The sequence below is a fragment of the Pseudonocardia lacus genome (genome assembly GCF_018531445.1).
Lineage (GTDB): Bacteria > Actinomycetota > Actinomycetes > Mycobacteriales > Pseudonocardiaceae > Pseudonocardia > Pseudonocardia lacus.
Genome location: NZ_JAHDTH010000014.1, coordinates 41,957 through 67,948 on the forward strand (window position 1 = coordinate 41,957; position 25,992 = coordinate 67,948).

Genomic DNA, 25,992 nt, shown 5'->3' on the forward strand with positions numbered 1-25,992 from the left:
CCACCCTCACCCGACACCCCACAGGTGCTCGAACTCCGTGAACGCCAGGGACTTGCCGTAGTTCTCGACGTTGTCGTGCACGTCGAGGATCAGGCACGTCTCCGAACCGCCGTTGCGCGGCCCGCGCAGCCCGCGCCCGATCATCTGCTGGTACACGTTGGGGCTGTAGGTGGGTCGGGCGATCACCACCGCTCGGGTCCTCGGCGCGTCGAACCCCTGGGCGAGGACCCCGTAGTTGGTGATCACCCGCGTCCGCAACGACCGGTAGGCCTCGATCTTCCTGCGCCGCTCCGGCATCGGGGTGTAGCTGTCGATCGAGGTCGATCCGATTCCCCGGTCGTTGAGCATCGCGGTGAGCAGGTTCGAGTGGTTGACCGATGTCGCGAAGACGAGGACGGGCCAATCGTCGGGGAGCTCCGCGATCGCCTCCAGCAGCATCTCGTTGCGATCCATGTCCCGACCGAGTTCCTCCTCGGCCGAGGAGGGCAGCGTCCCGAAGGTGGTGATGCCCGCCAGCTGAGCGAGGTCGAGGCTGATCGTCGCGCCGGGGAGCTCCCTGTGCTCCACCTTCGCGAGCACCCCGATCGCCTGCAGGGCCGGGTAGGGGTCGTCGGGGAACAGCCCGTCGTCCAGCCTGCGCCCACCGAAACGGTCGACGAGCCGCTGGGTCTCCTGGACGTTGCGCCCGCGGAAAGGGGTGGCTGTGAGGCCCACGAGCGGACGATCGGTCCGCCGACTCGTCAGTCCGAGCTGCTCGAGGATGGCCGTGTAGCTCCTGGCGATCGCCCGGTGGGCCTCGTCGACGATCACGATCGACGGCTGGCGCAGCCAGGCGTAATCCTCGTCCTGCAGACGGCTGGTCAGCTTGGCGTCGGTCGCCACGACGAGCTGGGTGGTGTCGAGCACCTGCGCGGCATCGTTGCCGCCCCAGAACCGGTTGATCGTCAGCCGCTGCTCCGGCCCGACCTTCGACCAGACGAACTTCCAGGCCTCCACGGCCTGCTCGCAGAGCTCGTCCGACTGCGCGATCCACAGGACCGGTCCCTCGACCCCTCGCTCACGGACCACCCGGATGACGGCCTCCACCGCGACCCGGGTCTTCCCCGCGCCGGTCGGCAGGCGCAGCATTGCCCGCTCGGGCATCGGTTGGAGCAGCAGATCCACCATCGCGGTCGCGACGTGTTCCTGGTAGTCGTGCAGCGGTGGCAGGTCCGCGGGCCCCTCCACCTCCTCCATCTCGGGAGGGGTGACGGCAGCCGAGCCCGCCAGGGAGCCGGGAAGGCCGAGCTCTGCGACGTAGCGCCGGGCGGCAGTGCCGCCGGCGAAGGTCCGGGGAGCCTCGACGTTCCCGGCCGTGATGTCCTTGCTGTGGTGCCGGAGGATGCCCTCGCCGTGCGTGTTGACCGCCAGCTGCACCACGCGCTCCGGCGAGGGGGCCGATCCCGTCCTCGCGACCTCGCGCTCCTCCAGGCCGGCCGGCAGACCGGCTCGGAGGGCATCGGTGCCGACCAGCCGGAGGAGCTTCTGCTCGGTCGTCGGGGCCTCCCGGACCGCCCGGATCCGTTCGGTGTCGCGCTGCCGCTGACGACGGTCGAGAACAGACCTGCACCCGCTCGCTCCGAGATCGAGTCCGAGCACGTCGTCCACGGCCATGAGCGCTGCGAAGTCGTCCTCGGGTCGCAGCACCAGGACCGAACTCCCGAACCGTGCCCTGGGCAACTGCGTCGTCCGCATGCCGTTGGGCGTTCGGGTGATCTCCTCCAGTTCGGTGCAGCGGGTCAACGTCCACGTCTCCCCGTCGTGCAGCCGCTGACGGAGATGGGAGCGAACGTGCGGGAAGAGGTCGACGAGCAGCACCGGCTCGGACTCCGCGACGAACCTGATCTCCTTGGTGATCACTTCCGCCGCGGTGAGCATCCCCCACGCCTCGACCATCCGGTCCGCCGCCGCGGCGTCGGGGGCGAGAAGGGCCGGGACCCCCTCGCGCACCATCGTCTCGTACTCGGCCAGGACGGCGGTCACCGCGATCGCATGGTCGTTCGTATCGGAGGACCACCCGTCGCCGATCCGGCACCGGGTCGTCGCACCGTCGGGCCAATCCGCCCCGGCCTCCAGCAACAGGGCGTATACCTTTCCAGGGAAGGCGTCGTCAGTGCTTTCGGCCGCGTCGGCCACGATCTCTCGCCAGATCCCCGGCTGCACCTTCGCCAGGGACGAGGGCAGCCGCAGAAATGCAGCGATCGCCGGAGAAACCTGGGCGACCGGCAGGACGCCGTGATGCTCCCGGAGCGACGGCGCGACGCAATGGGCCACCGGCCGGAGCCCGCGCGAGGTACGGAGGTGCCCTTCCTTCCACGCCATCCAGAGCAGCGGTGATCGGATCGGCTTGCGGGTGCTCTGTTGACGACCCGCCTGGACGGTCCACTGAGTGGTGAGGCCGTGGGACGGGAGGTTCTCGATGAAGGCTGCTCTCCCGACCGGTGAAAGTGCACGGATGAAGCGCAGCGGGCCTGCCGGGCTCGCGCCGTCCACCCGCATCGTCGCCTGCTGCGGACGGTGTGCCTTGTCGTCCAGCGACCGGAGGTGGAACTCCCAAGCGAACGTCCGGTACTCCTCGAACCAGGGCTCCTCGGTCGGATCCTGCCCGACGACGGGGCCGTCGAGCAGGCCGAGCCCGGGGAGCACCTCGCGATCGTCGGCGTGGAACTCCAGGTCGACCGCAACGGTCCCGTCACGGCTGCCGTCAGCCGGCACGACCGGACCGGGAAGCAGGCAGTCACTTGCCGGACGGAACCCGCCCGCGACCGTCCGGACCCGTACATCTCGGCGGACCCCGATCGCCTGTGCCCGCAAAGCCTCCAGGACAGCACCCGCCCCCGCTGCCCGCCCCAGCTCCCAGAAGGCGATCCACTGATCATCGGTGTAGTCGGCGAAGCCGCGATCGACGACGGCGGCGAACCGGCCCGCGGCATCGGCCTCCCGGACGCCCAGCAGATCGAGCGCTGAGGTGACACCGAAACTGTCGACGACCCGCTCGTCGACGTAGACCAGGCGATCGGACAGTGAGTCGGTGGTGCTCCGGCGGAAGACCTCACCCCGGACCGGCGCGACGAACCCGCCCGACTCGGTGAGGACCACCCGGGCCCGCGCCGCCTGCTCGGCCAGGGCGTGACCCGCCTCGACCATTCCGGCAACGATCCGCACGGCTGCCGCGGATCCCTCCGGCTTCCCGTCGGTGACCAGCGCCTCGAGCCACCGGACGACGGACGTGTCCGACCGGCCGGCGCGACCGAGGATGAGCGCGACCCGGGCCCGCCGCTCCCGCCGCTCGGCGGAGTGGTGCACCCACCCGTCGGGACGTCCGGGATGGTCGGCCCATAGCTTCAGCCACTCCTCCCGCAGGTCCTCGGGGTGCAGTTCGATCTGTGCAGGCGATCGGAGCACCCCGTCCTGGTCGACGAGGGTCGGCTTCCCGGAGGCGACGCGCCAGATGGCGTCGGTCAGCCGCTCGTCCGCGAACTGGGGCGCCTCGCGACCGCGGCCGGGGAGGTAGTCGATGTAGCAGGCCGGGTCCTCGGCCGTGGTGAGCTGCGGCAACGACTCGATCACCAACTCGGCGGCGACGCCGATCAGTTCATCGTTGAAGGCGTTCCCGTCGAAGATGGCCTGGCGGTCCTCCGAGGTCTTCCACGGCGCGTTCAGGATGCCGCGCAGGGTGGTCGCGAACTTGGTCGGGAAGTAGGCCCAGAACACTCCCCGGGAACCGCTCCGCCCGGGCACCGCCCACGAGATGTCGATCTCCGGGCGATCGTGCAGCTCACCGGCGGCGCTCAACGCGCGGGCGGACGGCCGATGTCCGCGGGAGAAGACCCGCCACCGGTGGTCGATCGTCGAGTCGTCGGTCCTGACCTCCTGCAGCGTCCGGTGCACCCCGTCGCACCGCTGGAAGATCTGGCGCTTCCACACCACCCCGCCGCGCCGGTCCTCCAACGTGACCGTTCCGACGTGCGGGGAGAACAGCGGGAACTCCACGGGGAACGACCGGAGATCCAGCCCCAGCCGGGTAACGCTGCCCGACTTGAGCGGAAGCCGGACGACCGTGGTCGCCCACTGCGACAACTCGTCCAGCACCCGATCCAGATCACGTGACCGCCGCGGATCCAGCACCCGGGCCATGCGGAGGACCGGCATCTCGTCCGCGCCGGGGTGGACGCGCCGGATCTCGCCGGCCGACCACTCCCGATCGAAGCCGAACCCGAACTGCACACCGTCGACCGTGCTGAAGAACTCCGGCGAGTCCGAGATGGTCAGTACCGACTTCACCCCGACACCGAAACGGCCGATCTGCCCGCCGCGCTTCCGCGACACGCTCATCCGCAGGATGGTGTCGGCGCCCTCGGGAGTGACCGGGCTGCCCTCGTTTGCGCAGTAGAGGTGGGTCGGGGTCAGGACGACCGCGATCTCGCCACCCGGCGTCGCCCGGATCTCGTCGGCCGCGTTCTGCACGAGCTCGAAGACCTGTCGGTCGCCGTAGCCGCCTTGCGAGATCCGCCTCTCGCCGTTCGCGTGCTCCTCGATGAGGCCGGGATCGGCCCGGTAGACGTCCAGCGCCCGGCGCGACCGGTCACGGATGACATCGAGCACGCTCAGGCACCCCGGCACGGGGCCGACCCCAGTCGTCACTCGCCACCCCCGAGCAGCCGATCTGACGCGTAATGCGTCCACCCCCCGACGAGCTGCGCAGCCCGTGGTGCCCCGACGCGACGTGGATCACCGTCCTGTAGATCGTCGTTGTGGAGAGCGACGCGTTACGGACTCATCGTCACAATCTGATCACTGATCGGGTGAAGTCGGGGCGGGCGAATCCGGCTGCCGCGCTGGTGGGGCCAGGCGTTCCCACCCGGAACGGCCGCCTGAGCCAGTCGTCCTGAACGGACTCGATCCACGTCGTGCGTCGCAGCCCGGCCCGCGCTCCGGTCGTGAACCCCGCCCCGCGCGGTCTGCGGCACGGCGCCCTCTCTCGGCACTACCGGCACCTGGATCGTGAAGCTGCCATGGCGCGGGATGCCACCCTCACAAGCCCGTCTCGTACCTCGAGACGACCATGGTCGAGATCCACTACAGTGCGACGGAACGGTGATCAAGACGCGAGCAACCTACTTCGACTTCCCTGCTCGGCACGATCTGGTATCCGTGCAGGTCGGATGCAGAGCCGGCACAGCGCTCAGCGCCGGTCACTTACAAGGCGGTTGCTCTACCACTGAGCTACACCGGCACGCGGTCGATCGTAGTGCGACCGGTCGTCCCCGCGCCCACCCCTACCCTGGCCGCCATGACTCCCCGCCGCTTCACCCGACGCGTGCGGGGCACCTTGCGTCGCGACCCGCACGGCCTGCTGCACGGTGGGCCGCCCACGCAGCCCGCCCTGCGGCCGATCGGGCCGGAGGTGCCGTCGGATTCGCACGTCCAGCAGGTGCTCGACCTGTGCATGCAGGTCGGGGAGGTGCTGTTGTCGAGCGGGGAGAACGCCGAGGAGACGACGGCGCGGATGCTGCGGATCTCGGCGGCGGCCGGGTTGCCGACGGTGGACGTGGACATCACGTTCACCTCGATCACGATGTGCTGCCACCGGGGGAACGCGGCGGCGCCGGTGACGTCGATGCGGTTGATCCGGTACCGGACGCTCGACCTGAGCCGGTTGGCGCAGGTCAACCGGGTCGTCGAGCGGGTGGAGCGGGGGGCGTTGGACGTGCGGGCGGCGGCCATCGCGCTCGACACGGCGGTGCGGGCGGCGCACCCCTACCCGCGGTGGGTGGCGACGGCGGGGTGGGCGGGGCTGGCGGCGTCGGTGGCGCTGCTGCTGGGTGCCGAGCCGTTGACGGCGGTGGTCGCGTTCGTGGTCACCGCGCTGATCGACCGGGTGGGGCGGCTGCTGAACCGGTGGCAGCTGCCGGCGTTCTTCCAGCAGGTCTGCGGGGGGTTCCTGGCCACGGGGTCGACGCTGCTGCTGTTCGCGACCGGGCTGTTCGCGGAGGGCACGCGGCCCTCGCTGGTGGTCGCGGCCGGCATCACGGTGCTGCTGTCGGGGTTGTCGGTGGTCGGGACGGTGCAGGACGCCATCGCCAGCTACTACGTGACGGCGGCCGGGCGGGCCGCGGAGATCGCGTTGCTGTCGGCGGGGCTGCTGACCGGGGTCGTGCTCGCGCTCAAGATCGGGTTCACGTTCGGGGTGACGCTGGAGGTGGCCGAGGCGCTGCCGCCGGGGGTGGGGCGGTTCAGCGTCGCCACGGCGGCGGCCGGGGTGGGGGCGGCCTGCTACGCGCTGGCCGGGTACGCGCCGCTGCGGTCGTTGCTCGCGGCCGGGCTGGCCGGGGCGGCGGGCTGGGCCACGTACGGGACGGGGGTGCAGCTGCTGCAGCTGGGGCCGGTGGCGGCGACCGGGGCGGCGGCCGTGGTCGTCGGGGCGGCGGCGGGGCTGCTGCGCCGGCGCGGCGGGGTGCAGTCGCTGGTGGTGACGCTGGCCGGGATCACCCCGCTGCTACCGGGGCTGGTCGCCTACCGGGGCTTCTACCAGCTGGCCGTCGAGGGCGTCGCCGACGGGCTGGTCACCGTGACCCTGGCGCTCGGGATCGGGTTGGCGCTGGCCGCCGGGGTGGCCCTCGGCGACTTCATCACCCGTCCCCGCCGGCCCCGGCCCGGCGGGCCGGCGGAGGCGGACGAACCGGTCGGCCCACGGGCGTCGTAGCCCGCCCGCGACCAGCTGGGTGCACAGCGTCGCCACCCGGACGCGCGCGGTCGCGAGGCAGCTCACAGAGCCCGCGCCGCGCGCGCACCATCAGTAGGGTCGGGCCCATGCCGACCGGGACCAACGAGCTCTCCGACGCCGAGTTCGTCGTCGTCGCCAACCGCATGCCGGTCGACCTCGAGAAGCTCCCGGACGGCTCGCAGCGCTGGAAGCGCAGCCCCGGCGGGCTGGTCACCGCCCTGGAACCCATGCTGCGCAGCCGCGACGGCGCCTGGGTCGGGTGGGTCGGCCTGCCCGACGCCGAGGTCGACCCGCTCGTCGAGGACGGGCTGCAGCTGCACCCGGTGCCGCTGTCCGCCGAGGACGTCGAGAACTACTACGAGGGCTTCTCCAACGGCACGCTGTGGCCGCTCTACCACGACGTCGTCGCGCCGCCGGCGTTCCACCGGCACTGGTGGCAGGCCTACGTCCGGGTCAACAAGCGCTTCGCCGAGGCCACCGCCGAGGTCGCCGGCAAGGGCGCGACGGTGTGGGTGCAGGACTACCAGCTGCAGCTGGTGCCCAAGCTGCTCCGCGAGCTGCGCCCCGACCTGCGCATCGGGTTCTTCCTGCACATCCCGTTCCCGCCCACCGAGCTGTTCCAGCAGCTGCCGTGGCGGCGGGAGATCGTCGAGGGGCTGCTGGGGGCCGACCTGGTCGGCTTCCACACCGCCGGTGGCGTGCGCAACTTCCGCCAGCTGGCCGCCCGGTTCACCGACGCGACGGCCAGCGGCACCAAGGAGCTGCAGTACGGCAAGCGCACCGTGCGGGTCGGGGCCTTCCCCATCTCGATCGACTCCGCCCAGCTCGACGAGATGGCGCGCCGGCCGGAGGTGCAGGAGCGGGCCAAGCAGATCCGCGCCGACCTGGGCGACCCGGAGCGGGTGATCCTCGGCGTCGACCGGCTCGACTACACCAAGGGCATCGACGTGCGGCTGCGCGCGTTCGAGGAGCTGCTGGCCGAGGGCATGATCAACAACACCGACACCGTGTTCATCCAGCTGGCCACGCCCAGCCGCGAGCGGGTCGAGCACTACCAGAAGATGCGCAACGACATCGAGCAGTCCGTGGGGCGGATCAACGGCACGTACGCCAGCGTCGGCCACCCGGTGCTGCACTACCTGCACCAGTCGCTGCCCCGCGAGGAGCTGGTGGCGTTCTACGTCGCCGCCGACGTCATGCTGGTCACTCCGCTGCGCGACGGCATGAACCTGGTGGCCAAGGAGTACATCGCCTGCCGCAGCGGCGGTGGCGGGGTGCTGGTGCTCTCCGAGTTCGCCGGGGCGGCGATCGAGCTCAAGGACTCGCTGCTGGTCAACCCGCACGACACGGACGGCGTCAAGAACCGGGTGTACGAGGCGCTGACGATGTCGAAGGCCGAGAGCGACAAGCGGATGCGGTCCCTGCGCAAGCAGGTGCTCAACAACGACGTCGACCGGTGGGCGCGCTCCTTCCTCGACGCGCTCGGCCTGCCACCCGCGGACGAGTCGTGAGCGCGCTCGACCCGGCGCTGGTCGCGGCCCTGCGCGAGCTGGCCGAGGTGCCGCGACTGCTCGCCGCGTTCGACTTCGACGGCGTGCTCTCCCCGATCGTGGAGGTGCCCTCGCAGGCGCGGCCGCTGCCGGAGACGGCGCGGCTGCTCACCGAGCTCGCCGACCAGCCCGACACGGTCGTCGCCCTGGTCTCCGGGCGCGGCCTGGCCGACCTGGGCGCGGTGTCCGGGTTCGGGGCGCCGATGCGGCTGGTCGGCAGCCACGGCGGCGAGTTCGACGACGGTGCCGCCGTCCTGGACGACGACCAGCGCGCCCTCCTCGACAGCCTGGTCGCGGAGCTGCGCGACCTGGTCGACGGCGAGCCGGGGGTGGCGCTGGAGGACAAGCCCGCCGGGGTCGCGGTGCACGTCCGCAACGCTCCGGCCGACGTGGGCACGCGGGTGCTGGCCGCGGTGGCGGCCGGGCCGGGCGCGCGTCCGGGGGTCGAGGCGGTGCCGGGCAAGGCGGTGCTCGACCTGTCGGTGGTGCGGACGTCGAAGGGGTCGGCGATCGACCTGCTGCGCGAGCGGGTGAAGGCCGACGCCGTGTTCTTCGCCGGCGACGACGTCACCGACGAGACCGCGCTGTCCCGGCTGCGGCCCGGGGACGTCGGGGTGAAGGTCGGCGACGGCGACACGGCCGCTACGTACCGGGTCGCCGACCCGCGGGCCGTCACCGAGTTGCTGGCCGTCCTCCTGGACGCCCGCCGGGGGTCGTGAGCCGGCCGCGGGCCTCGTCCCAGGTCGGCGGGTACTCGGCGGGGGCGTAGAAGACGAACTGCGAGTCGGCCATGGCCGCGCGGTAGCGGCCCATGATCGAGCGGTGCGGCTCGGCGCGCACCATCGCGTCCAGCGACTCGCGGTCGCGCCACGCGCTGAGCGTGGCGAACTCACGGCGCAGCGGGCGCGCCACCAGCGACACCCCCAGCGCGCCGGGTGAGCGGCGCACGAGAGTGCGCACCCGCATGGCGTCGCGCAGGAACGGCAGCACGTCGCGGTAGCGGCGCAGCTGGAACCGCGAGGCCATGACGAGCGGCTCGCTCGCGGTGCGGTCGGCGGTCTCGACATCGGTCCAGGGCAGGGTCGGCATCTCGGGTCTCCTCGTGCTCGGCAGGTCTTGTCATTGACAAGATGCCTCGTCGACACCATCTTGTCAACGACAAGACGCGCGGTACCCTCGGAACCGTGCCCTACCACCACGGCGACCTCCGCCGGACCCTGCTGGACGCCGCGCTCGTCGCGATCGCCGAGCACGGGCCGGTCGCGGTCAGCCTGCGCGAGCTGGCCCGGCGCGCCGGCGTCTCGCACGCCGCGCCGACGCACCACTTCCGCGACAAGACCGGGCTCCTCACGGCCGTCGCCGCCGAGGGGTGGACGCTCCTGGCCGACGCGCTGGACGCGGTGACCGACCGCGAGTTCTCCGAGATGGGGGTCGCCTACGTGGTCTTCGCCACCACCCACCCCGCGCACTTCGCCGTGATGCGCACGCCCGGCCTCGTGCACGCCGACGACCCGGCGCTGGTCGCCGCGCAGCAACGCGCGGGGCGGTCGCTGCAGACCGAGCCCGACGGCGCGGCGCGCGACCGGGCGACCGCGCTGGCCGGCTGGTCGCTGGTGCACGGGCTGTCCGCGCTGCTGCTGGAGGGACTGGTCGCCCCCGACCCGGGGTCCGACGTGGAGGCGCTGGCCCGGGCCGTGACCGGTCGGCTCGGGCGGCCCCTTCCCCGCCGGCAGGGGTAGCGACCATCATCGGGGGATGGCCGTCTACGACCGGATCGGGCGCGACTACCGGACGACCCGGCGGCCGGACCCGCGGATCGCGGCGCGGGTGGGCGCCGCACTGGCGGGCGCGACCAGCATCGTCAACGTCGGAGCCGGCACGGGCTCCTACGAGCCCGCGGAGACGGTCGTGGCGGTCGAGCCGAGCTCGGTGATGGTCGCGCAGCGCCCCGCCGGGGCGGCCCCCTGCGTGCGCGGCACGGCCGAGGCGTTGCCGCTGTCCGACGGCGCCGTCGACGCCGCCCTCGCGGTGCTGACCGTCCACCACTGGACCGACGTCGACGCCGGGATCGCCGAGCTCCGCCGGGTCGCCCGCCGCCGGGTCGTGGTCCTCACCTGGGACCAGGCGGTGCTCCGCGACTTCTGGCTGGTGCGCGAGTACCTGCCGGCCGCCGCCGCGGTCAGCGCGGGCCACGCCGTCCCCGTCGCCCGGCTCGTCGAACTGCTGCCGGGCGCCCGGATCGAGCCGGTGCTGGTCCCGCACGACTGCGTCGACGGCTTCGGGGCCGCCTTCTGGCGCCGGCCGGCGGCCTACCTGGACCCGGCGGTCCGGGAGGGCATCTCGATGCTGGCCCAGGCCGACCCGCGCGATCTGACCGACGGGCTGGCGGCGCTCGCCGCCGACCTGGAGTCCGGCGCCTGGCAGGAGCGCCACCGCGACCTGTCGTCCCTCGACATGTTCGACGCCGGGTACCGGTTGGTCGTGAGCGGGCCCGGCTGACCCGTCACCAGCCGGAGAAGAAGCGCTGGTCGGAGCGCGGGGGGCCGCTGGTGGTGCCCACCACCAGCTCGGTGGGCAGGGTGACCCGCCGCGAGCGGTTGCGGTCGCCGCGCTGCAGCAGTAGCTCGCCGGCGATCCGGCCCTTCTCCAGCACCGGCTGGTTGACCGTGGTCAGCCCGGCCCGGCCGGCCTCCGGCACGCCGTCGAAGCCGGTCACCGACAGGTCGTCGGGCACGGAGAGGCCGCGCTCGGCGGCGTGCTGCAGGGCGCCGAGGGCGAGGATGTCGGAGGTGCAGACGACCGCGGTCAGGTCGGCGTGGGCGGCCATCAGCTCGGCCGCGGCGTCGCGGCCGGCCTCGACGCTGTGCTCGAACCGCTCGATGACCGGGACGTCGGCCCAGTCGACGCCGACCTCGGCCAGCCCGTCGCGGATGCCGCCGAGGCGGTCGCGCTGCACCGGGTAGGTGATCGACTCCTGGCGCTGGGCCGAGGCCGGGCCGTCGTTGTGGCCGGCGGCCAGCCGCATGCAGATCACCCCGAACCGGCGGTGGCCCAGGCCGGTCAGGTGGCGGGCGAGGCCGAGCATGCCGGCGCGGTCGTCGACGCCGACCCGGTCGACCCCCTCGACGCCGGTGGGCTGGTCGCACACGACGGTGGGCACCGGCCGCTCCAGCACGGCCATGAAGTGCGGGTCGTCCTCGCGGACGGAGTACACGACGAAGCCGTCGACGCCGGCCTGGTGCACGGCCGTGACGTCGACGTGGTCGGGGCTCACCGGCACCAGCAGCAGGCCCTGGTTGGCCTGCTCGCAGGCCAGCGCAAGGCCCTCCAGGAACCCGGTGGCCGCCGGGTCGCGGAACGCGTAGGAGAGGGCCTCGGTGAGCAGCAGGCCGACCGCGCCGGCCTTGCGGGTGCGCAGTGAACGGGCCACCGGGTCGGGACCGGGGTACCCCAGCCTGCGCGCCGCTTCCAGCACCCGCTCGCGCAGGGGCGCGGACAGCTGGTCGGGGCGGTTGTAGGCGTTGGAGACCGTCGTCCGCGATACGCCCAGCTCTGCGGCCAACGACGCGAGCGTCGCAGGCCGGCGGACGTGTGAGGGCCCGGGCATCACCGGACCGTAACGGTTCAGAGCCTCACCGGGAAAGTGCCGGACGGGGGGTGCGACGAGCCCCTGGTCACAAGATAGAGTGAATCGACAATCATTTTCAGTTGCAGGAGTAACCGAACATGGCCCACCGCCCGACCGGCCCGCTCGTCGCGACCCTGGCCGCCGTCCTGACCGCGACGCTGACCGCGTGCGGCACCGACGCCCCGGCCGGCGCGCCGGTCGACGCCCCGGACCAGGCCGAACTGCTCGACGTCGTCACGTCCACCAACGTCTACGGCGCCGTCGTGCGAGCCGTCGGGGGCGACCTGGTCGAGGTCACCTCGCTGATCGACGACCCGACCGCCGACCCGCACTCCTACGAGAGCACGCCGGCCGACGCCGCGGCGGTCGCCGGCGCCGACCTGGTGGTGGTCAACGGCGGCGGCTACGACGACTTCATGACCCGGTTGGTCGAGTCGAGCGGCGGCGAGGCCGACGTGATCGACGTCGTGGCGCTGTCCGGGCTGGCCCCGGCCGAGGACGGCGAGGGCCACACCGCCGACGACGGCCACGAGCACACCGCCGACGACGGCCACGAACACGGCTCCTTCAACGAGCACGTCTGGTACAGCCTGCCGACCGTGCGGAAGCTGGCCGAGCGGCTCGCCACCGACATGGGTGCGGCCGACGCGGCCAACGCCGCCACCTACACCGCCAACGCCGAGCAGTTCTCCGCCGCGGTCGACGAGCTGGCCACCGAGGCGGGCGCCATCGCCACCGCGGCGCCGGGCGCGCGGGTCGCCGCGACCGAGCCCGTCCCGGGGTACCTGCTGGAGGCCGCCGGGCTCACCGACGTCACCCCGGAGGCGTTCACCGAGGCCGTCGAGGAGGACAGCGACCCACCCGCCGCCGCACTGGCCGAGACGCTGACCCTGTTCGGGCCGCCCGAGCCGGTGGCCGCGCTGATCGTCAACCCGCAGACCGCCACCCCCTCGACCGACCAGGTCCGGGCCGCGGCGCAGACTGGAGGGGTGCCGGTCGTGGAGTTCACCGAGACCCTCCCCGAGGGCACCACCGACTACCCGACCTGGATGGGCGCCCAGATCGACGCCCTGTCCGCCGCCCTGAACGGGAACTGACGCCGTGACCGCGCCCACCACCACATCCCGGATCACCACACCCGCGCTCTCGCTGCGCGGCGCCCAGGTGCGGATGGGGGGGCGCACGCTGTGGGACGGGCTCGACCTGGACATCGCGCCCGGCGAGTTCGTCGCCGTGCTCGGCCCGAACGGCTCGGGCAAGACGACGCTGGTCCGGGTCCTGCTGGGGCTGGTCGAGCTGGCCCGCGGCGAGGTCCGCATCGGCGGGCGCCCGGCCCGGCGGGGCGCGCCGGAGATCGGCTACGTGCCCCAGCAGAAGGCGCTCGACCCCGACCTCCCGCTGCGCGGGCGCGACCTCGTCGGCCTCGGCCTGGACGGCCACCGGCTCGGCCTGGGCATCCGCGGGCGACGCGCGCGCCGGGCTCGGGTGGACGCCGCGCTCGCCGCCGTCGGCGGCAGCGGGTACGCCGACGCCCCGGTCGGCAGGCTCTCCGGCGGCGAGCAGCAGCGGCTGCGGGTCGCGCAGGCACTGGTGGGCGACCCCGCCGTGCTGCTGTGCGACGAGCCGTTGCTCTCCCTCGACCTCGCCCACCAGCGCACCGTCACCCGGTTGATCGACGAGCGGCGCCGGGCGGCCGACACCGCGGTGCTGTTCGTGACCCACGAGATCAACCCGGTGCTGCCGATGGTCGACCGCGTCCTCTACCTGGTCGACGGCCGGTTCCGGATCGGCCCGCCGTCGGAGGTCATGACCTCGGCCGTGCTGAGCGAGCTCTACCGCACCGACGTCGACGTCCTGCGCCTGCGCGACCGGCTGGTGGTGGTCGGGACCGAGGAGCACGCGCACTGCGACGACCCGCTGGTCGGCGAGGAGCCGGCCTGATGGACACCCTCATCAGCTTCGACGGCCTCGGCGAGCTGCTCGCGCTGCCGTTCGTGCAGAACGCGCTGGTCGCCTGCGCCGTGCTGGGCCTGGTGGCCGGCCTGCTGACGCCGCTGATCGTGGCCCGCGGGATGGCGTTCGCCGTGCACGGGACCGCCGAGCTCGCCTTCACCGGCGGCGCGGCCGCGCTGCTGACCGGTTTCGCCGTCGGGATCGGCGCGGTGGCCGGGGCGGTGCTGGCCGGGCTGGTGTTCGGCGTGCTGGGCCTGCGCCACCGCGAGCGCGACTCGGTGATCGGGGTGGTGCTGGCGTTCGGGTTGGGCCTGGGCGTGCTGATGCTGGCCCTCTACGACGGGCGGGCGTCGAACAAGTTCGGGCTGCTCACCGGCTCCATCGTGGCCGTCGACTCGACCAACATCATCGTGCTGGCCGTGGTGGCGGTGCTGGTCGTCGGGGTGCTCGCGGTGCTGTACCGGCCGCTGCTGTTCGCCAGCACCGACCCCGACGTGGCCGTGGCCCGCGGCGTGCCGGTCCGGGTGCTGTCGCTGGTGTTCGCGGTGCTCATCGGGTTGACCACGGCGCTGGCCGTGCCGATCGTCGGGGCGATCCTGGTGCTGTCGGTGATGATCGCGCCGGGGGCGGCGGCCGCGCAGGTCACCGCCAGCCCGGTGCGGGCCACGCTGCTGGCGGTGCTGTTCGCCGAGGTGTCGCTGGTCGGCGGGACGATCCTGTCGCTGGCCCCCGGCCTGCCCGTGTCCGGCTACGTGGCGGCGCTGGCCTTCGCCTGCTACCTGGGCTGCCGGGTCGTCGCCTCCGTGCGGGCCCGCGTGCCCGCCGCCCGGAGTTCGTGAGGCGTCAGCGCCGGCGGCGGGCCACTTCGGCCAGGACGACACCGGCCGCGACCGAGGCGTTGAGCGACTCGACCGGGCCCGCCATCGGGATGGAGACGGTGACGTCGCAGGTCTGGCGGACCAGCCGCGACAGGCCCTTGCCCTCCGAGCCGATCACCAGGACCAGCGGGTCGGCGGCGAGGTCGAAGTGGTCGAGGTCGACCGAGCCCTCGGCGTCGAGGCCCGCCACCATGTAGCCGGCCTCGGCGTACTCGCGCAGCGTGCGGGTGAGGTTGGTGGCGCGGGCCACCGGCACCCTCGCCGCGGTGCCCGCCGACGTGCGCCAGGCGACCGCGGTCATCCCCGCGGCGCGCCGCTGCGGGACCACCACGCCGTGCCCGCCGAACGCCCCCACGGAGCGGACGATGGCGCCCAGGTTGCGCGGGTCGGTGACGCCGTCCAGCGCGACGATCAGCCCCGGCGTGCCGGACTCGGAGGCGATCTCCAGCAGCTCGTCGGGGTGGGCGTACTCGTAGGGCGGCACCTGCAGCGCCACGCCCTGGTGCAGCGCGCCGCCGGCGATCCGGTCGAGCTCGCCGCGCTGCAACTCCAGGATCGAGATGCCCATTCCGGCGGCCAGGTGCACCGCCTCGGCGACCCGCTCGTCGGTGGTGCTGCCCACCACGACCTGCAGCGCCGTGGCCGGGACGCCGGCGCGCAGGCACTCCAGCACCGGGTTGCGCCCGAGCACGGTCTCCGGGGTCTCGCCGTCGCCGGGGCGGCGGCGGTTGCCCGCGACGGAGCCGCCGCGCGAACCGGTGGGGCGCCCGGCGCTCTTCTTGGCCACCGCCTTCGCCTTGCGGGCGGCGGCGTGGCCCGGCCGCATCTCCTTGGGCGGGGTCGGGCCCCTGCCCTCCAAGCCGCGCCGGCGCTGACCGCCGGAGCCCGTGACGGCGCCCTTCTTCGTGCCGTCCTTGCGGATCGCACCCCGGCGCCGGGAATTGCCGGCCATATCGCTTACACGCCCTTCAAGGTCCAGGTGGGGCCGTCGGGGCTGTCCTCGACGATGACCCCGGCTGCGGTGAGGCGGTCGCGCACCTCGTCGGCGGCGGCGAAGTCGCGCGCCTTGCGGGCGGCGGCCCGCTGCTCGAGCAGGTCGTCGACCAGCGCGGCGAGCGCCCCGGCGGCCGCGTCGTGGGCGGCGTCGCCGGTGGCCCACTGCGGGTCGAGCGGGTCGAGCCCGAGCACGTCGGTCATCGCCCGCACGCGCTCGGCCGCGGCCAGGGCCGCGGACCGGTCGCCCCCGTCGAGGGCGCTGTTGCCCTCGCGGACGGTGGCGTGCACCGCGGCCAGCGCGGTCGGTGTGCCCAGGTCGTCGTCCATGGCGGCGGCGAAGCGCGGGTCGACCTCGCCGACGTCGGGCGCGCCGACCCGCTCGCGCACGCGGTGCACGAACGACTCGATCCGCCGGTACGCGACCACCGACTCCTCCAGCGCCGCCGGCGAGTAGTCGATCATCGACCGGTAGTGCGGGCCGACCAGGTAGTAGCGGACCTCGACACCGCGGGCCAGCCGCAGCAGCTCCTCGACCGGCACGACGTTGCCCAGCGACTTGGACATCTTCTCACCCTTGACGGTGAGCAGGCCGTTGTGCATCCAGAACCGGGCGAACCGGTCGCCCGCCGCGTTCGACTGCGCGCGCTCGTTCTCGTGGTGCGGGAACACCAGGTCGAGGCCGCCGCCGTGGACGTCGAACTCGGGGCCCAGGTAGAACGTCGACATCGCCGAGCACTCCAGGTGCCAGCCGGGGCGCCCGGGGCCCCACGGGGTCGGCCAGGACGGCTCGCCCGGCTTGACCCCCTTCCACAGGGCGAAGTCGAGCGGGTCGCGCTTGCCCTCGGCCGCGGCCTCGCCCTGGTTGAGCTCGTCCGGGTCCTGGTTGGACAGCGCGCCGTAGCCCGGGAAGGAGCGCACCGAGAAGTAGACGTCGCCGCCTGCGGCGTAGGCGTGCCCGCTGTCGATCAGCCGGTGCATGAGCTCGACCATCTGCGGCACGTGCCCGGTGGCCCGCGGCTCGATCGACGGGGGCAGGCAGCCCAGCGCGGCGTAGGCGGCCTGGAAGGCGCGCTCGTGCAGCGCACCCCACTCCCACCACGGCCGACCCGACTCGTACGCCTTGAGGATGATCTTGTCGTCGATGTCGGTGACGTTGCGGACGAGCCGGACGTCGAGCCCGCCGTGGGCGAGCCAGCGGCGCAGCACGTCGTAGTTCAGGCCGGAGCGGACGTGCCCGATGTGCGGATGGCCCTGCACGGTGGCGCCACAGACGTAGATCGACGCAACCCCGGCCCGCACCGGGACGAAGTCCCGCTGCTCCCTGGTGGCGCTGTCGAACAGTCTGAGGCTCACCATCCCAGAGTACGGACAACGTGCCGACGGCGACCGGCCAGGTCAGTTCCGTTTCGTCCACGACAGCGGGGGCCGGCCGCCGCGATGATCGCCACCATGAGCGAATCGACTGCTACCGGCGACCTGGTGGGACTGCACCCGCGGCTGGTCGTCGAGGGCGCGGACGCCGCGCTGGAGTTCTACACCGCCGCGTTCGGCGGGGAGGTCGTCGAGCGCTACACCGACGGCGACGGCCGCGTGGTCCACTCGATGGTGGTCGCCGGCCCCGTCCGGTTCGCGGTCAAGGACGCCGGCGACGGCGACCCCGCCCCCACCGACGGCGGCATCCCGGTGATCATGAGCCTGGACGTGTCCGACGCCGACGCCGTCGCGGCCCGGATGCGCGCGGGCGGCGCCACCACGATCTTCGAGCTGGCCGACCACGGCTACGGCGCCTACGGCGGCCGGCTGCGCGACCCGTTCGGCCACCAGTGGATGCTCAGCCAGCCGATCGAGGAGCTGACCGCGGAGCAGACCCAGGCCCGCCTCGACGCGATGTCCTGACGCCCGGCGGTCGGTCCTGAGCACACCTCGCAGCCCCGACCGTGTTCTCGCAGCCCGCCGGCGCGCTGCGACGACACACCCGACGCTGCACAACGCAACTGACTCTGCGAGCACGCGCCCCGGGCGGGGGCGCGCAGCACGGGGCGCGCCCCGCAGCGCTGGCTGTGCTCTCGCAGCCCGCCGGCGGGCTGCGACGACACACCCGACGCTGCGCGACACAGCTAGGTCTGCGAGGACCCGCGGGGGCGGGGCGGGGCGCGCAGCACGGGGCGCCCCGCAGCTACACCGCCGCCGAGTGGCAGGCGTCCGGGCCGGCGAGTTCGACCGACCGGACCCTCACGCCGCGGGAACGCCGCCCACGCCGGAACGAGCGGCCGGCACGCCGAGCAGCTCGACGGTGGTCCGCGCGGCGGCCGGGGCGCCCAGGGCCCGGCCGACCGCGCCGGTCAGCTCCGCGATGAGCCGGGCTGCGCGGGCGTCGCCGTGCGGGGGCCGGAGGGCCTCGGCGCGCATGCTCAGCGTGACCGCCGGGACGGGCGCGGCGGGCACGCCGCCCACGCCCCAGCGGCCGGGCGGGATGCCGATGATCTCGACGACGGCGTGCGGCCGGGCACACTCGCCGTAGACCGCGGCGATGGCCTCGGTGAGCTCGGCGATGACGCGGGCCGCGACGGCGTCGTCGACGTCGTCCTCCGAGAGCCGGACCTGCAGGTGGGGCATGGTGCGCTCCTGTCGGGCGGCGGTACCGTCCGTCGATACCGTTCACCCCAAAGTACCTTTGCTGTCAAAGCTGAATCGGAGGCAGGTCGGTGCCGACGCCGGACCCCGAGCTCGACGACCCCGTGCGCGCACTGCTGCTGCTCATGCCCCGGCTCGTCGGGCGGGCGAAGCGGATCCCGGTGCCGGCCGAGCTGCGGTCCATGGCGCTCGCCCCCCGGCACCTGTCGCTGCTGTCCCACCTGCTGTTCGACGGCCCGACCACCGTCAACGAGCTGGCGGGGCGGCTGGAGGTCGCCGCGACGACGGTCAGCCTGATGGTCGCCGACCTGAGCCGGCACGGCGTCGTCGAGCGCATCGAGGACGACGCCGACCGCCGCCGGCGCATCGTCCGGATCGCCGAGCCCCACCGCCCCGCGATCGAGACCTGGCTGACCGGCAGCGCATCGGCCTGGCGGCGCGCCCTGGCCCCACTCACCCCTCGGGAGCGCAGCCTGGTCGTCGACACCCTGCGCGCCTTCGAAACCGCCCTCGAACGCCCCGTCGACGACGACCGACCCACCCCGCCCCACGGCCGGAGCGCTACCCGGTGACCTCGCCCGGGGCGCCCGCCGGCGTCTCCTGCGCCGCCGCCGTGGACGCGGCGGCCGGAGCGGTCGTGGTGAGCCGTCGGAGCTCGGCGACATGGGCGTCGAACGCCCGCCGCCCGGCGGCGGTGAAGCTCGCCCACGTACGCACCCGCCCGAACCCCACTGGCTTCGCGAGCGTGATGTACCCGGCATCCAGCAGCACCTTGAGGTGCTTGCTGAGCACGGAGTCGGCGACGCCGAGCATGTCGCGCAAGGTGGCGAACTCGACTTCGGTCACGGTGGCCAGGGCGGCGCAGATCCGCAGCCGGTTCGGCGCGTGGATGATCTCGTCGAAGGCGGGCGTCGTGCTCACCGGGCCCTCCCGTCACCAGGTGTCCTGATGCGGGTCGCGCTGACGTCGAGTTCCCGGCGGAGCGCCGCGTCGTAGCGGCGGCCGAGCCAGATCGTCGCGAGGACGACGGCGACAGCCGCCAGCACCGTCGTCGTGACGTCGTCCGCGACCGCCGCGATCCAGACACCGGCGAACACGACGCCGACGCGCAGGCACATCACGGCCCAGCTGCGTGGGCCCCTCGGGCAGGCGACGAGCAGGCCGCGCGATCGGCGAGCGGACGCGACGAGCGCCGTGGCCCCGCCGACGAGGAGGAGGAAGGACGGCAGCGTCCAGTTGCGGTCGTCCACGCCCTGGACCAGGACGTGCTGAGCGGTGAGCACGCCGAGAAGCGGATGGAACCACCGGGGCGACGCCATGCGCTCGGCGAGGCCCGTGCGCACGTCGGCGATCGCCGACAGGGCGTCCCGGATGCGAGCAGCGTCGTTTTCCATGATGGAAAGTTACCGCTACTGTTTCCGTTGTGGCAAGCCAGTGGAGAGTGCGGGTACGGGGCGGGGAACGCGCATGACGGCGTCCCCGCCGACGCCCGGAGACGATCGAGGGGTGGCCGCCCGCCGGCGGCAGCGGACCGGGCGGCGGGTCGGCGGGTGGGTCCTCGTCGCCGTGACGGTCCCGGTGGGGGCGATCAGCGCGGGCACGGCCCTGCTCGCCACGGCGGCGCTGACCGGGCACCGGCTCGTCGCCGCCGCCGTGGCGGTCGCGGCGGCGGCGGCCGTCGGCTGCCTGCCGGCGCGGGCCGGCGCGACACGCGTGGCGGACACCCCGCTACGGCAGCGGCTGACGGTGATCGGCGCGATCGGGCTGTCCGTCCTGGTCACGGTCGTCCTCGGCGGCGGGCTCATCTACGACGACGCGCCGCGCCCCACACGGCCCGACCCCACCGGCGCGCGGTTCTGGGACCTGCCCGACGGATCGCGCATCGCCTACTGGCGAACGCCGCCGGTGGGGCAGCCGCACCCGACGCCGGTCGTCCTGGTCCACGGCGGACCCGGCGCACCGGACGGCAGCACCGGCCCGATCGCGGCCGCGCTCGCCGGCAGCGGGTTCGACGTCTACCGCTACCACCAGTTCGGCTCCGGGCTGTCCAGCCGTCCCGCTGACATCGGCGAGTACACGGTGCACCGGCACGTCTCCGACATCGAGGCCATCCGGGTCGCCCTCGGGGCCGAGCGGCTCGTACTCGTCGGCGGCTCCTGGGGTGGTCAGCTCATCGCGAACTACCTCGCGGCCCACCCCGACCGCGTCGACCGGGCAGTGCTGTCCTCTCCCGCACCCATCTGGGCGCCCGCGTACAGCGACGACACCCGCCTGACCCGGGCCGGACGCGACGACCAGCGTGCCGTCATCGCCGAGCATCCCCGGTTCGCGGTGGCGCACGTCCTGCTGAACGCGGTGGGCCCGGGAACGGCGCACGCCCTGCTCCCCGACGATCCGATGGACGGCGTGTTCGAGGCGGTCGTCGCCGGGTTCGACATGCGACCGGGCTGCCCGGCCGGGGGTGCCGGCGACCACCGCGAACACCCCGCGGGCCTGGGGTTCTGGGCGAACGCGATGACCGTGCGGGACTCCCGCCGGACCCCCGATCCGCGCCCGGCGCTCCGGGAGACCCGGACCCCCGTCCTGATCCTGCGTGGCGAGTGCGACTACCAGTCGTGGGAGGTCGCACGCGAGTACCGGGACGTCCTCCCCGGGGCCGTCCTGCTCCCCGTCGACGGCGCCGGGCACAGCATCCAGACCGACCGGCCGGACGTCCACCTCGCCGCCGTGAGCGCGTTCCTGCTGGATCGACCACTGCCCGGGCAGCCCCACACATCGCCGGAACCACCGTGGTGACCCGAACGCGACCCTGGGGGGCAGCCCCTCCCGGATGGGAGCGGGGCGGGAGGTCAGGAGCGGGGCAGCAGGAGGGCGGTGGCGACGGCGGCGAGGCCTTCGCCACGGCCGGTGAGGCCGAGGCCGTCGGTGGTGGTGCCGGAGACCGCGACCGGTCCGCCGGCCGCGGCCGAGAGCACCTCCTGGGCCTCGGCGCGGCGGGGGCCGATCCGCGGGCGGTTCCCGATGACCTGGACCGCGGCGTTGCCCAGCACCCAGTCCCGCGCCGCCAGCAGCTCGCGGACCTCCGTGAGCAACGCCACGCCGCTGGCGTCCGTCCACTCGGGGCGCCCGGTGCCGAACACGGCGCCGAGGTCGCCCAGGCCCGCGGCGGAGAGCAGGGCGTCGCAGAGGGCGTGCGCGGCCACATCACCGTCGGAGTGCCCGGCGCAGCCGTCGGCGTCGGCCCAGCGCAGCCCGGCCAGCCAGCACGCCCGCCCCGGCTCGATCGGGTGCACGTCCGTGCCGATCCCGACGCGCATCCGCTCCCCCTCCGCCGACGAGGCGACGCTAGTGCACGAGGAGCTCGGCCAGCCGCAGGTCCCACGCCGTCCGCACGGGGAAGGCGGCCGGGTCGCCGGGGACGTGGCGCACGGCGCCCTCCGCGGCCAGCCGCAGGACGGTCGCGAACGGGTCCTCGGTGGGCACCAGCAGCGCGGTGCGGACGACCTGCGGGGTCTGCAGGACGCGCAGATCGGCACGGTCGGGGGTGGCGGTGATGAGGTCGGCGTCGTCGACGAGCTTGACCGTGTCGGTCAGCGGGAGGACCGGCACCACGGCGGCGCACCCGGTGGCGGCTTCGGCCAGCACGGCGGCGACGAGCGCGGGCGGGGCGAGCGGGCGGGCCGCGTCGTGCAGGATCGTCACCGGATCGTCGCCGGAACCGGCGCGCCGATCGTCACCCGGGGAGGGGTCCGCTCGTTGACCGACGTGTGCCTCCTCACCCCGCGCGCGACCGGCCGGCGCCGGCACGGTCTCGCGCACGTCGACCGGGAGGCCGGCGCAAGCCCGTTCGACCGCGTCGCGCCGCTCGGCGGGCACGACCACGATCACCCGATCGGTTCTCTCCGTTGTGGACAGTCCGGCGAGCAGGGCGCGCACCGATCGGGCGATCATCGGCACCCCGCCGACCGGGGTCAGGGCGTCCACCGCACCGGGAACACCGAAGGCCACGACCACCGCATCGACGTTCACGCGGGGATCGTGGCCCGGGGTGGAGTGCTGTGTTGCAAGGTGGTGCTGTGCTGCGGGGTGGTGCGGTGCCGCGCTCAGGCGGTGGCGGTGGCCAGCACCTCGTCGAGCAGGACCTCGGCCCGCTCTTCGTCGGTGCCCTCGGCCAGCGCCAGCTCGCTGACCAGGATCTGGCGCGCCTTGGCGAGCATGCGCTTCTCGCCCGCGGACAGGCCGCGGTCCTTCTCCCTGCGCCACAGGTCGCGGACGACCTCGGCGACCTTGTTGACGTCGCCGGACGCCAACTTCTCGAGGTTCGCCTTGTACCGGCGAGACCAGTTCGTCGGCTCTTCGGTGTGCGGGGCGCGGAGCACCTCGAACACCCTGTCCAGACCTTCTTGGCCCACCACATCGCGAACGCCGACGACCTCGGCGTTCTCGGCGGGAACACGCACCGTGAGATCACCCTGCGCGACCTTGAGGACGAGGTACTTGCGCTCCTCGCCCTTGATCGTCCGAGTCTCGATGGCCTCGATGAGAGCGGCACCGTGGTGCGGGTAGACGACGGTCTCTCCGACCTTGAAAACCATGTGTCCTCTGCCCCTTTCGCTGCGTCCAGGTTAACACGCCCGGACCGGCCCCTCTCGCCCGGTACCACCCGTCGTCGCAGGTCACGGGGTTGACAACACGAAGGAAACGTGCCTGCGACGGCCCTTTCGGCGGTACCGGCCGCCCACCATTAGGCTCCTGGCTGGTCCGGTCCCGCCGGCACCGCGGACGGCCGTCGCCGCCGCGGCCCCCGCGGTGCGCTGGACGCGTCGATTCAGGAGGGACCCCGCCCCGTGAGCCGCAAGCCGCTCGTTCGCCCGACCGGAGCAGCCGTCGTCGCCGCCGCCGTGATCGGGGCCGTCGCCCTGGCCGGGTGCGGTGCCGGTCAGATCACCCAGACCGCCCAGCAGGTCGCGGCGGTCGGCGGCGCGAGCGCCGACGTCGGCCAGATCGCGGTCCGCGACGTCACCATCGCGTTCCCCGACGGCGTCGAGGGCGCCACTCTCTACCCGCGCAACGGCAACGCGCCCCTGCAGATGAGCATCGTCAACTCCGGCTCGGGCCCCGACCGGCTGCTGTCGGCGTCCAGCCCGGCCGCGGCGTCGGTCACCATCAGCGGGGAGACCGAGATCGAGGCCGGTCAGGTGCTCGTCGTCGAGGGCGAGCCGCCCGCGCCCCCCGCTCCGACACCGGCGCCCACCGGCACGGCCACCCCGGCGCCGGGCGCCGCACCCACGACCACCGCGCCCGCCGCGGCGCCGAGCGCCACCGTCGCCCCGACCGGCGAGCCCAACGCGATCGGCGCCGACCAGCCCACCCTGCCGGCCCCGCCGACCGGCGGCTTCGACCCGGCCGGCCAGGGCCAGGGCACCGTCGAGGACCCGGCCGCGGTCAACGAGGGCACCCAGATCGTGCTCACCGGGCTGCGCGAGGAGGTGGTGGCCGGGCTGACCTACCCGCTCGTGCTGCGCTTCGAGCGGGCCGGCGAGGTCCAGGTCGCGGTGCCGGTGGCCAACTCGACCGCCGAGCGCGAGACCGAGTCCGGCGAGGGCCACTAACCGCGGTGCCCCCACGCACCAGGACGGCCCGCGCGGCCTACCGCTGCGCGGAGTGCGGGCACCGGACCGGCCAGTGGGTCGGCCGGTGCCCGGAGTGCCAGGCGTGGGGCTCGCTGGAGGAGACCGCGGCGCAGGCCCCCGCGCCACGCACCCGGGTGGTCGCCGCGGGGGCGCCGAGCGCACCGGCCCGGCGCATCGCCGACGTCGAGCTCGACTCGGCGCGCGCCCGCCCGACGAGCGTGTCCGAGCTCGACCGCGTGCTCGGCGGCGGCCTCGTCCCCGGCGCGGTCGTGCTGCTGGCCGGTGAGCCGGGCGTCGGCAAGTCGACGCTGCTGCTGGAGGTCGCGGCCAGGGCGGGCGACCGCGTCCTCTACGTCACCGGCGAGGAGTCGGCCGGGCAGGTGCGGTTGCGCGCCGAGCGCACCGGCGCGCTGCGCGACGAGCTGTACCTGGCCGCGGAGTCCGACCTGGGGGCGATCGTCGGGCACATCGACGCGCTGCGCCCCGACCTGCTGATCGTCGACTCGATCCAGACGATGTCCACGGCCACCGCCGACGGCGCGCCCGGCGGGGTCACCCAGACCCGCGCCGTCACCGTGGCGCTCACCGGGCTGGCCAAGGAGCGCGGGCTGCCGGTGGTGCTGGTCGGCCACGTCACCAAGGACGGCGGCATCGCCGGGCCGCGGGTGCTGGAGCACCTGGTCGACGTGGTGCTCTCCTTCGAGGGCGACAGGCACTCCACGCTGCGGATGGTCCGCGGGGTGAAGAACCGGTTCGGCCCGGCCGACGAGGTCGGCTGCTTCGAGCTGCGCGACTCCGGCATCGTCGGCATGCCCGACCCGTCCGGGCTGTTCCTCGACCGGTTCGACGGGCCGCCCGTGCCCGGCACCGCCGTCACGGTGGTGCTGGACGGGCGCCGCCCGCTGCCGGCCGAGCTGCAGGCCCTGGTGACCGGCAAGGACATCCCGAGCCCGCGGCGGGCCGTCAGCGGGCTGGACAACGCCCGGGTGGCGATGCTGCTGGCCGTGCTGGAGAAGCGGGCCAGGGTGCGGCTGCACGACGCCGAGGTCTACGCGGCCACGGTCGGCGGGATGCGGGTCGTCGAGCCCGCCGCCGACCTGGCGCTGGCGCTGGCGATCACCTCGGCGAAGCGGGACGTCGCGCTGCCAGCCGATGTCGTGGTGCTCGGCGAGATCGGGCTGGCCGGCGAGGTGCGCCGGGTGGCCGGGGTCGACCGCCGCCTCGCCGAGGCCGCCCGGCTGGGGTTCACCCACGCGCTCGTGCCGCCCGACAGCGGCACCGCGCCGGCCGGCATGAAGGTCACCGAGGTGCGCGACATCGGCGCCGTCCTCGACGCCGTGCGCTGAGCCGCGGCCCGTGGATCCGACCCGTCAGGGCGTGCGGACCATCGGCACGGGCGGGCTGATGACGTCGTCGACGCGGGTCATCACGTTGTAGGTGCCGACCGGCACCGTGGTCCGCGTGCCGCGGCAGCCCGGGGTGGACGTGCGCCCGACCCAGGTCACCGCGAACGCGGCCGGCTGGCCCGGGACGAGCGTGCGCAGGTCGGCGCCGGCGGCGCGCGAGCAGTCGTTGCTGGACCACAGCCGGGCCCCGTCGACGCCCCACACCACGATCTCCTGGCGGGCGGCGTCCAGGTCGCGCAGGCAGGGCCGGTCGGAGACGTTGGTGACGACGAGGCGCAGCACCGCGGTCCCGCCGACCCGGTTGACCTGCGGGTCGACCTCGGTGGTCACCGCCAGCGCCGCGTTGGCGCACGGCGCGGGCCCGGTGGCGGGCAGCGCGATCGGGGTGGCCGCCGGGCCGGTGCGGCGCGGCGTCTCGTCGGGCAGCAGCAGCTCGGGGGCCGTGGACGCGCTGTTCGCGGACTCGGTACTCGTGGACTCGGTGCCCCTGGCGGTGCGACCGGCCGCGCCGAAGCCCTGCCGGACCGTGGTCGGCGGGGCCGCGGGGG

The 25,992-nt window shown here is 74.0% G+C and carries 25 protein-coding genes; 13 read left to right on the forward strand and 12 right to left on the reverse strand.

What is annotated here, in order from left to right; translation table 11 throughout:
- Positions 1 to 6 precede the first annotated feature (6 nt).
- A complete protein-coding gene (locus KIK08_RS41520; RefSeq protein ID WP_214401846.1) occupies positions 7 to 4,644 on the reverse strand; it encodes a DEAD/DEAH box helicase in 4,638 nt (1,545 codons plus the stop codon).
- Between the two features lie 688 nt (positions 4,645 to 5,332).
- Between KIK08_RS41520 and KIK08_RS05275 the strand changes: the two genes are divergently transcribed.
- The 3 genes from KIK08_RS05275 to otsB all read left to right on the forward strand — a co-directional run bounded on the left by KIK08_RS05275 (position 5,333) and on the right by otsB (position 9,035).
- Positions 5,333 to 6,745, forward strand: coding sequence for a threonine/serine exporter family protein (locus tag KIK08_RS05275; protein WP_214401847.1), 1,413 nt, complete (start codon positions 5,333 to 5,335; stop codon positions 6,743 to 6,745).
- Between the two features lie 107 nt (positions 6,746 to 6,852).
- Positions 6,853 to 8,277, forward strand: a complete 1,425-nt coding sequence (locus KIK08_RS05280) for an alpha,alpha-trehalose-phosphate synthase (UDP-forming) (RefSeq protein ID WP_214401848.1) — start codon at positions 6,853 to 6,855, stop codon at positions 8,275 to 8,277.
- Positions 8,274 to 9,035, forward strand: coding sequence for a trehalose-phosphatase (gene otsB / locus KIK08_RS05285; protein WP_214401849.1), 762 nt, complete (start codon positions 8,274 to 8,276; stop codon positions 9,033 to 9,035). The genes KIK08_RS05280 and otsB overlap by 4 nt, the downstream gene beginning before the upstream one ends.
- On the opposite strand, the gene KIK08_RS05290 is transcribed toward otsB, so the two are convergent.
- Positions 8,989 to 9,405, reverse strand: a complete 417-nt coding sequence (locus KIK08_RS05290) for an antibiotic biosynthesis monooxygenase family protein (protein WP_214401850.1) — start codon at positions 9,403 to 9,405, stop codon at positions 8,989 to 8,991. The two genes, otsB and KIK08_RS05290, sit on opposite strands and share 47 nt — an antisense overlap.
- Positions 9,406 to 9,446: 41 nt before the next feature.
- Between KIK08_RS05290 and KIK08_RS05295 the strand changes: the two genes are divergently transcribed.
- Positions 9,447 to 10,055, forward strand: a complete 609-nt coding sequence (locus tag KIK08_RS05295) for a TetR/AcrR family transcriptional regulator (protein WP_214401851.1) — start codon at positions 9,447 to 9,449, stop codon at positions 10,053 to 10,055.
- Positions 10,056 to 10,071: 16 nt separating this feature from the next.
- Complete coding sequence (locus KIK08_RS05300; protein ID WP_214401852.1) at positions 10,072 to 10,815, forward strand: class I SAM-dependent methyltransferase; 744 nt, start codon at positions 10,072 to 10,074, stop codon at positions 10,813 to 10,815.
- A gap of 4 nt (positions 10,816 to 10,819) precedes the next feature.
- On the opposite strand, the gene KIK08_RS05305 is transcribed toward KIK08_RS05300, so the two are convergent.
- Positions 10,820 to 11,923, reverse strand: coding sequence for a LacI family DNA-binding transcriptional regulator (locus KIK08_RS05305; RefSeq protein WP_214401853.1), 1,104 nt, complete (start codon positions 11,921 to 11,923; stop codon positions 10,820 to 10,822).
- A gap of 119 nt (positions 11,924 to 12,042) precedes the next feature.
- On the opposite strand from KIK08_RS05305, the gene KIK08_RS05310 reads away from it, so the two are divergent.
- The 3 genes from KIK08_RS05310 (at position 12,043) to KIK08_RS05320 (ending at position 14,736) form a co-directional block, all read left to right on the forward strand.
- Positions 12,043 to 13,041, forward strand: coding sequence for a metal ABC transporter solute-binding protein, Zn/Mn family (locus tag KIK08_RS05310; protein WP_214401854.1), 999 nt, complete (start codon positions 12,043 to 12,045; stop codon positions 13,039 to 13,041).
- A gap of 73 nt (positions 13,042 to 13,114) precedes the next feature.
- Positions 13,115 to 13,885 carry a metal ABC transporter ATP-binding protein gene (locus tag KIK08_RS05315; protein ID WP_214401875.1) on the forward strand — a complete coding sequence of 257 codons (771 nt, stop codon included), beginning with the start codon at positions 13,115 to 13,117 and terminating at the stop codon, positions 13,883 to 13,885.
- A complete protein-coding gene (locus KIK08_RS05320) occupies positions 13,885 to 14,736 on the forward strand; it encodes a metal ABC transporter permease (RefSeq protein WP_214401855.1) in 852 nt (283 codons plus the stop codon). Before KIK08_RS05315 ends, KIK08_RS05320 begins: the two co-directional genes overlap by 1 nt.
- A 4-nt stretch (positions 14,737 to 14,740) precedes the next feature.
- Here KIK08_RS05320 and rlmB read toward each other — a convergent pair whose 3' ends face one another.
- Together rlmB and cysS are read right to left on the reverse strand one after the other, a co-directional pair.
- Positions 14,741 to 15,727: a 23S rRNA (guanosine(2251)-2'-O)-methyltransferase RlmB gene (gene rlmB, locus KIK08_RS05325; protein WP_214401856.1), complete on the reverse strand. Its 987-nt coding sequence runs from the start codon at positions 15,725 to 15,727 to the stop codon at positions 14,741 to 14,743.
- 5 nt (positions 15,728 to 15,732) lie between these two features.
- On the reverse strand, positions 15,733 to 17,124 hold the full coding sequence (cysS, locus tag KIK08_RS05330) for a cysteine--tRNA ligase (protein ID WP_214401857.1): 1,392 nt from the start codon (positions 17,122 to 17,124) through the stop codon (positions 15,733 to 15,735).
- Positions 17,125 to 17,220: 96 nt separating this feature from the next.
- On the opposite strand from cysS, the gene KIK08_RS05335 reads away from it, so the two are divergent.
- Positions 17,221 to 17,667: a VOC family protein gene (locus KIK08_RS05335; protein ID WP_214401858.1), complete on the forward strand. Its 447-nt coding sequence runs from the start codon at positions 17,221 to 17,223 to the stop codon at positions 17,665 to 17,667.
- Positions 17,668 to 18,003: 336 nt separating this feature from the next.
- Here the strand turns inward: KIK08_RS05335 and KIK08_RS05340 are convergent, their stop codons facing one another.
- The gene (locus KIK08_RS05340; RefSeq protein WP_214401859.1) at positions 18,004 to 18,387 is read right to left on the reverse strand and encodes a tautomerase family protein; all 384 of its coding nucleotides are present in this window, start codon (positions 18,385 to 18,387) and stop codon (positions 18,004 to 18,006) included.
- 143 nt (positions 18,388 to 18,530) lie between these two features.
- Here KIK08_RS05340 and KIK08_RS05345 point away from each other — a divergent pair, with 143 nt between their 5' ends.
- Positions 18,531 to 18,977, forward strand: a complete 447-nt coding sequence (locus KIK08_RS05345) for a MarR family winged helix-turn-helix transcriptional regulator (protein ID WP_214401876.1) — start codon at positions 18,531 to 18,533, stop codon at positions 18,975 to 18,977.
- On the opposite strand, the gene KIK08_RS05350 is transcribed toward KIK08_RS05345, so the two are convergent.
- Together KIK08_RS05350 and KIK08_RS05355 are read right to left on the reverse strand one after the other, a co-directional pair.
- A complete protein-coding gene (locus tag KIK08_RS05350; protein ID WP_214401860.1) occupies positions 18,967 to 19,326 on the reverse strand; it encodes a transcriptional regulator in 360 nt (119 codons plus the stop codon). The genes KIK08_RS05345 and KIK08_RS05350 overlap by 11 nt on opposite strands.
- Positions 19,323 to 19,799 (reverse strand): hypothetical protein, encoded by a 477-nt coding sequence (locus KIK08_RS05355; RefSeq protein ID WP_214401861.1) that lies wholly within the window; start codon positions 19,797 to 19,799, stop codon positions 19,323 to 19,325. Before KIK08_RS05355 ends, KIK08_RS05350 begins: the two co-directional genes overlap by 4 nt.
- Before the next feature lie 112 nt (positions 19,800 to 19,911).
- On the opposite strand from KIK08_RS05355, the gene KIK08_RS05360 reads away from it, so the two are divergent.
- Positions 19,912 to 21,201 (forward strand): alpha/beta fold hydrolase, encoded by a 1,290-nt coding sequence (locus tag KIK08_RS05360; RefSeq protein ID WP_214401862.1) that lies wholly within the window; start codon positions 19,912 to 19,914, stop codon positions 21,199 to 21,201.
- A gap of 53 nt (positions 21,202 to 21,254) precedes the next feature.
- On the opposite strand, the gene ispF is transcribed toward KIK08_RS05360, so the two are convergent.
- The 3 genes from ispF to KIK08_RS05375 form a co-directional block, all read right to left on the reverse strand.
- On the reverse strand, positions 21,255 to 21,722 hold the full coding sequence (ispF, locus tag KIK08_RS05365) for a 2-C-methyl-D-erythritol 2,4-cyclodiphosphate synthase (RefSeq protein WP_214401863.1): 468 nt from the start codon (positions 21,720 to 21,722) through the stop codon (positions 21,255 to 21,257).
- 28 nt (positions 21,723 to 21,750) lie between these two features.
- Positions 21,751 to 22,434, reverse strand: coding sequence for an IspD/TarI family cytidylyltransferase (locus tag KIK08_RS05370; RefSeq protein WP_214401864.1), 684 nt, complete (start codon positions 22,432 to 22,434; stop codon positions 21,751 to 21,753).
- Between the two features lie 74 nt (positions 22,435 to 22,508).
- Positions 22,509 to 23,000, reverse strand: coding sequence for a CarD family transcriptional regulator (locus KIK08_RS05375; protein ID WP_075953662.1), 492 nt, complete (start codon positions 22,998 to 23,000; stop codon positions 22,509 to 22,511).
- Positions 23,001 to 23,252: 252 nt separating this feature from the next.
- Between KIK08_RS05375 and KIK08_RS05380 the strand changes: the two genes are divergently transcribed.
- Both KIK08_RS05380 and radA read left to right on the forward strand, forming a co-directional pair.
- Entirely contained in the window at positions 23,253 to 24,017 is a 765-nt protein-coding gene (locus KIK08_RS05380; RefSeq protein WP_214401865.1) for a copper chaperone PCu(A)C domain-containing protein, read from the forward strand.
- 5 nt (positions 24,018 to 24,022) lie between these two features.
- On the forward strand, positions 24,023 to 25,384 hold the full coding sequence (gene radA, locus KIK08_RS05385; RefSeq protein ID WP_214401866.1) for a DNA repair protein RadA: 1,362 nt from the start codon (positions 24,023 to 24,025) through the stop codon (positions 25,382 to 25,384).
- A 24-nt stretch (positions 25,385 to 25,408) separates the two neighbouring features.
- Here the strand turns inward: radA and KIK08_RS05390 are convergent.
- The coding region (locus KIK08_RS05390) for a hypothetical protein (protein WP_214401867.1) at positions 25,409 to 25,992 on the reverse strand (584 nt) is incomplete at its 5' end.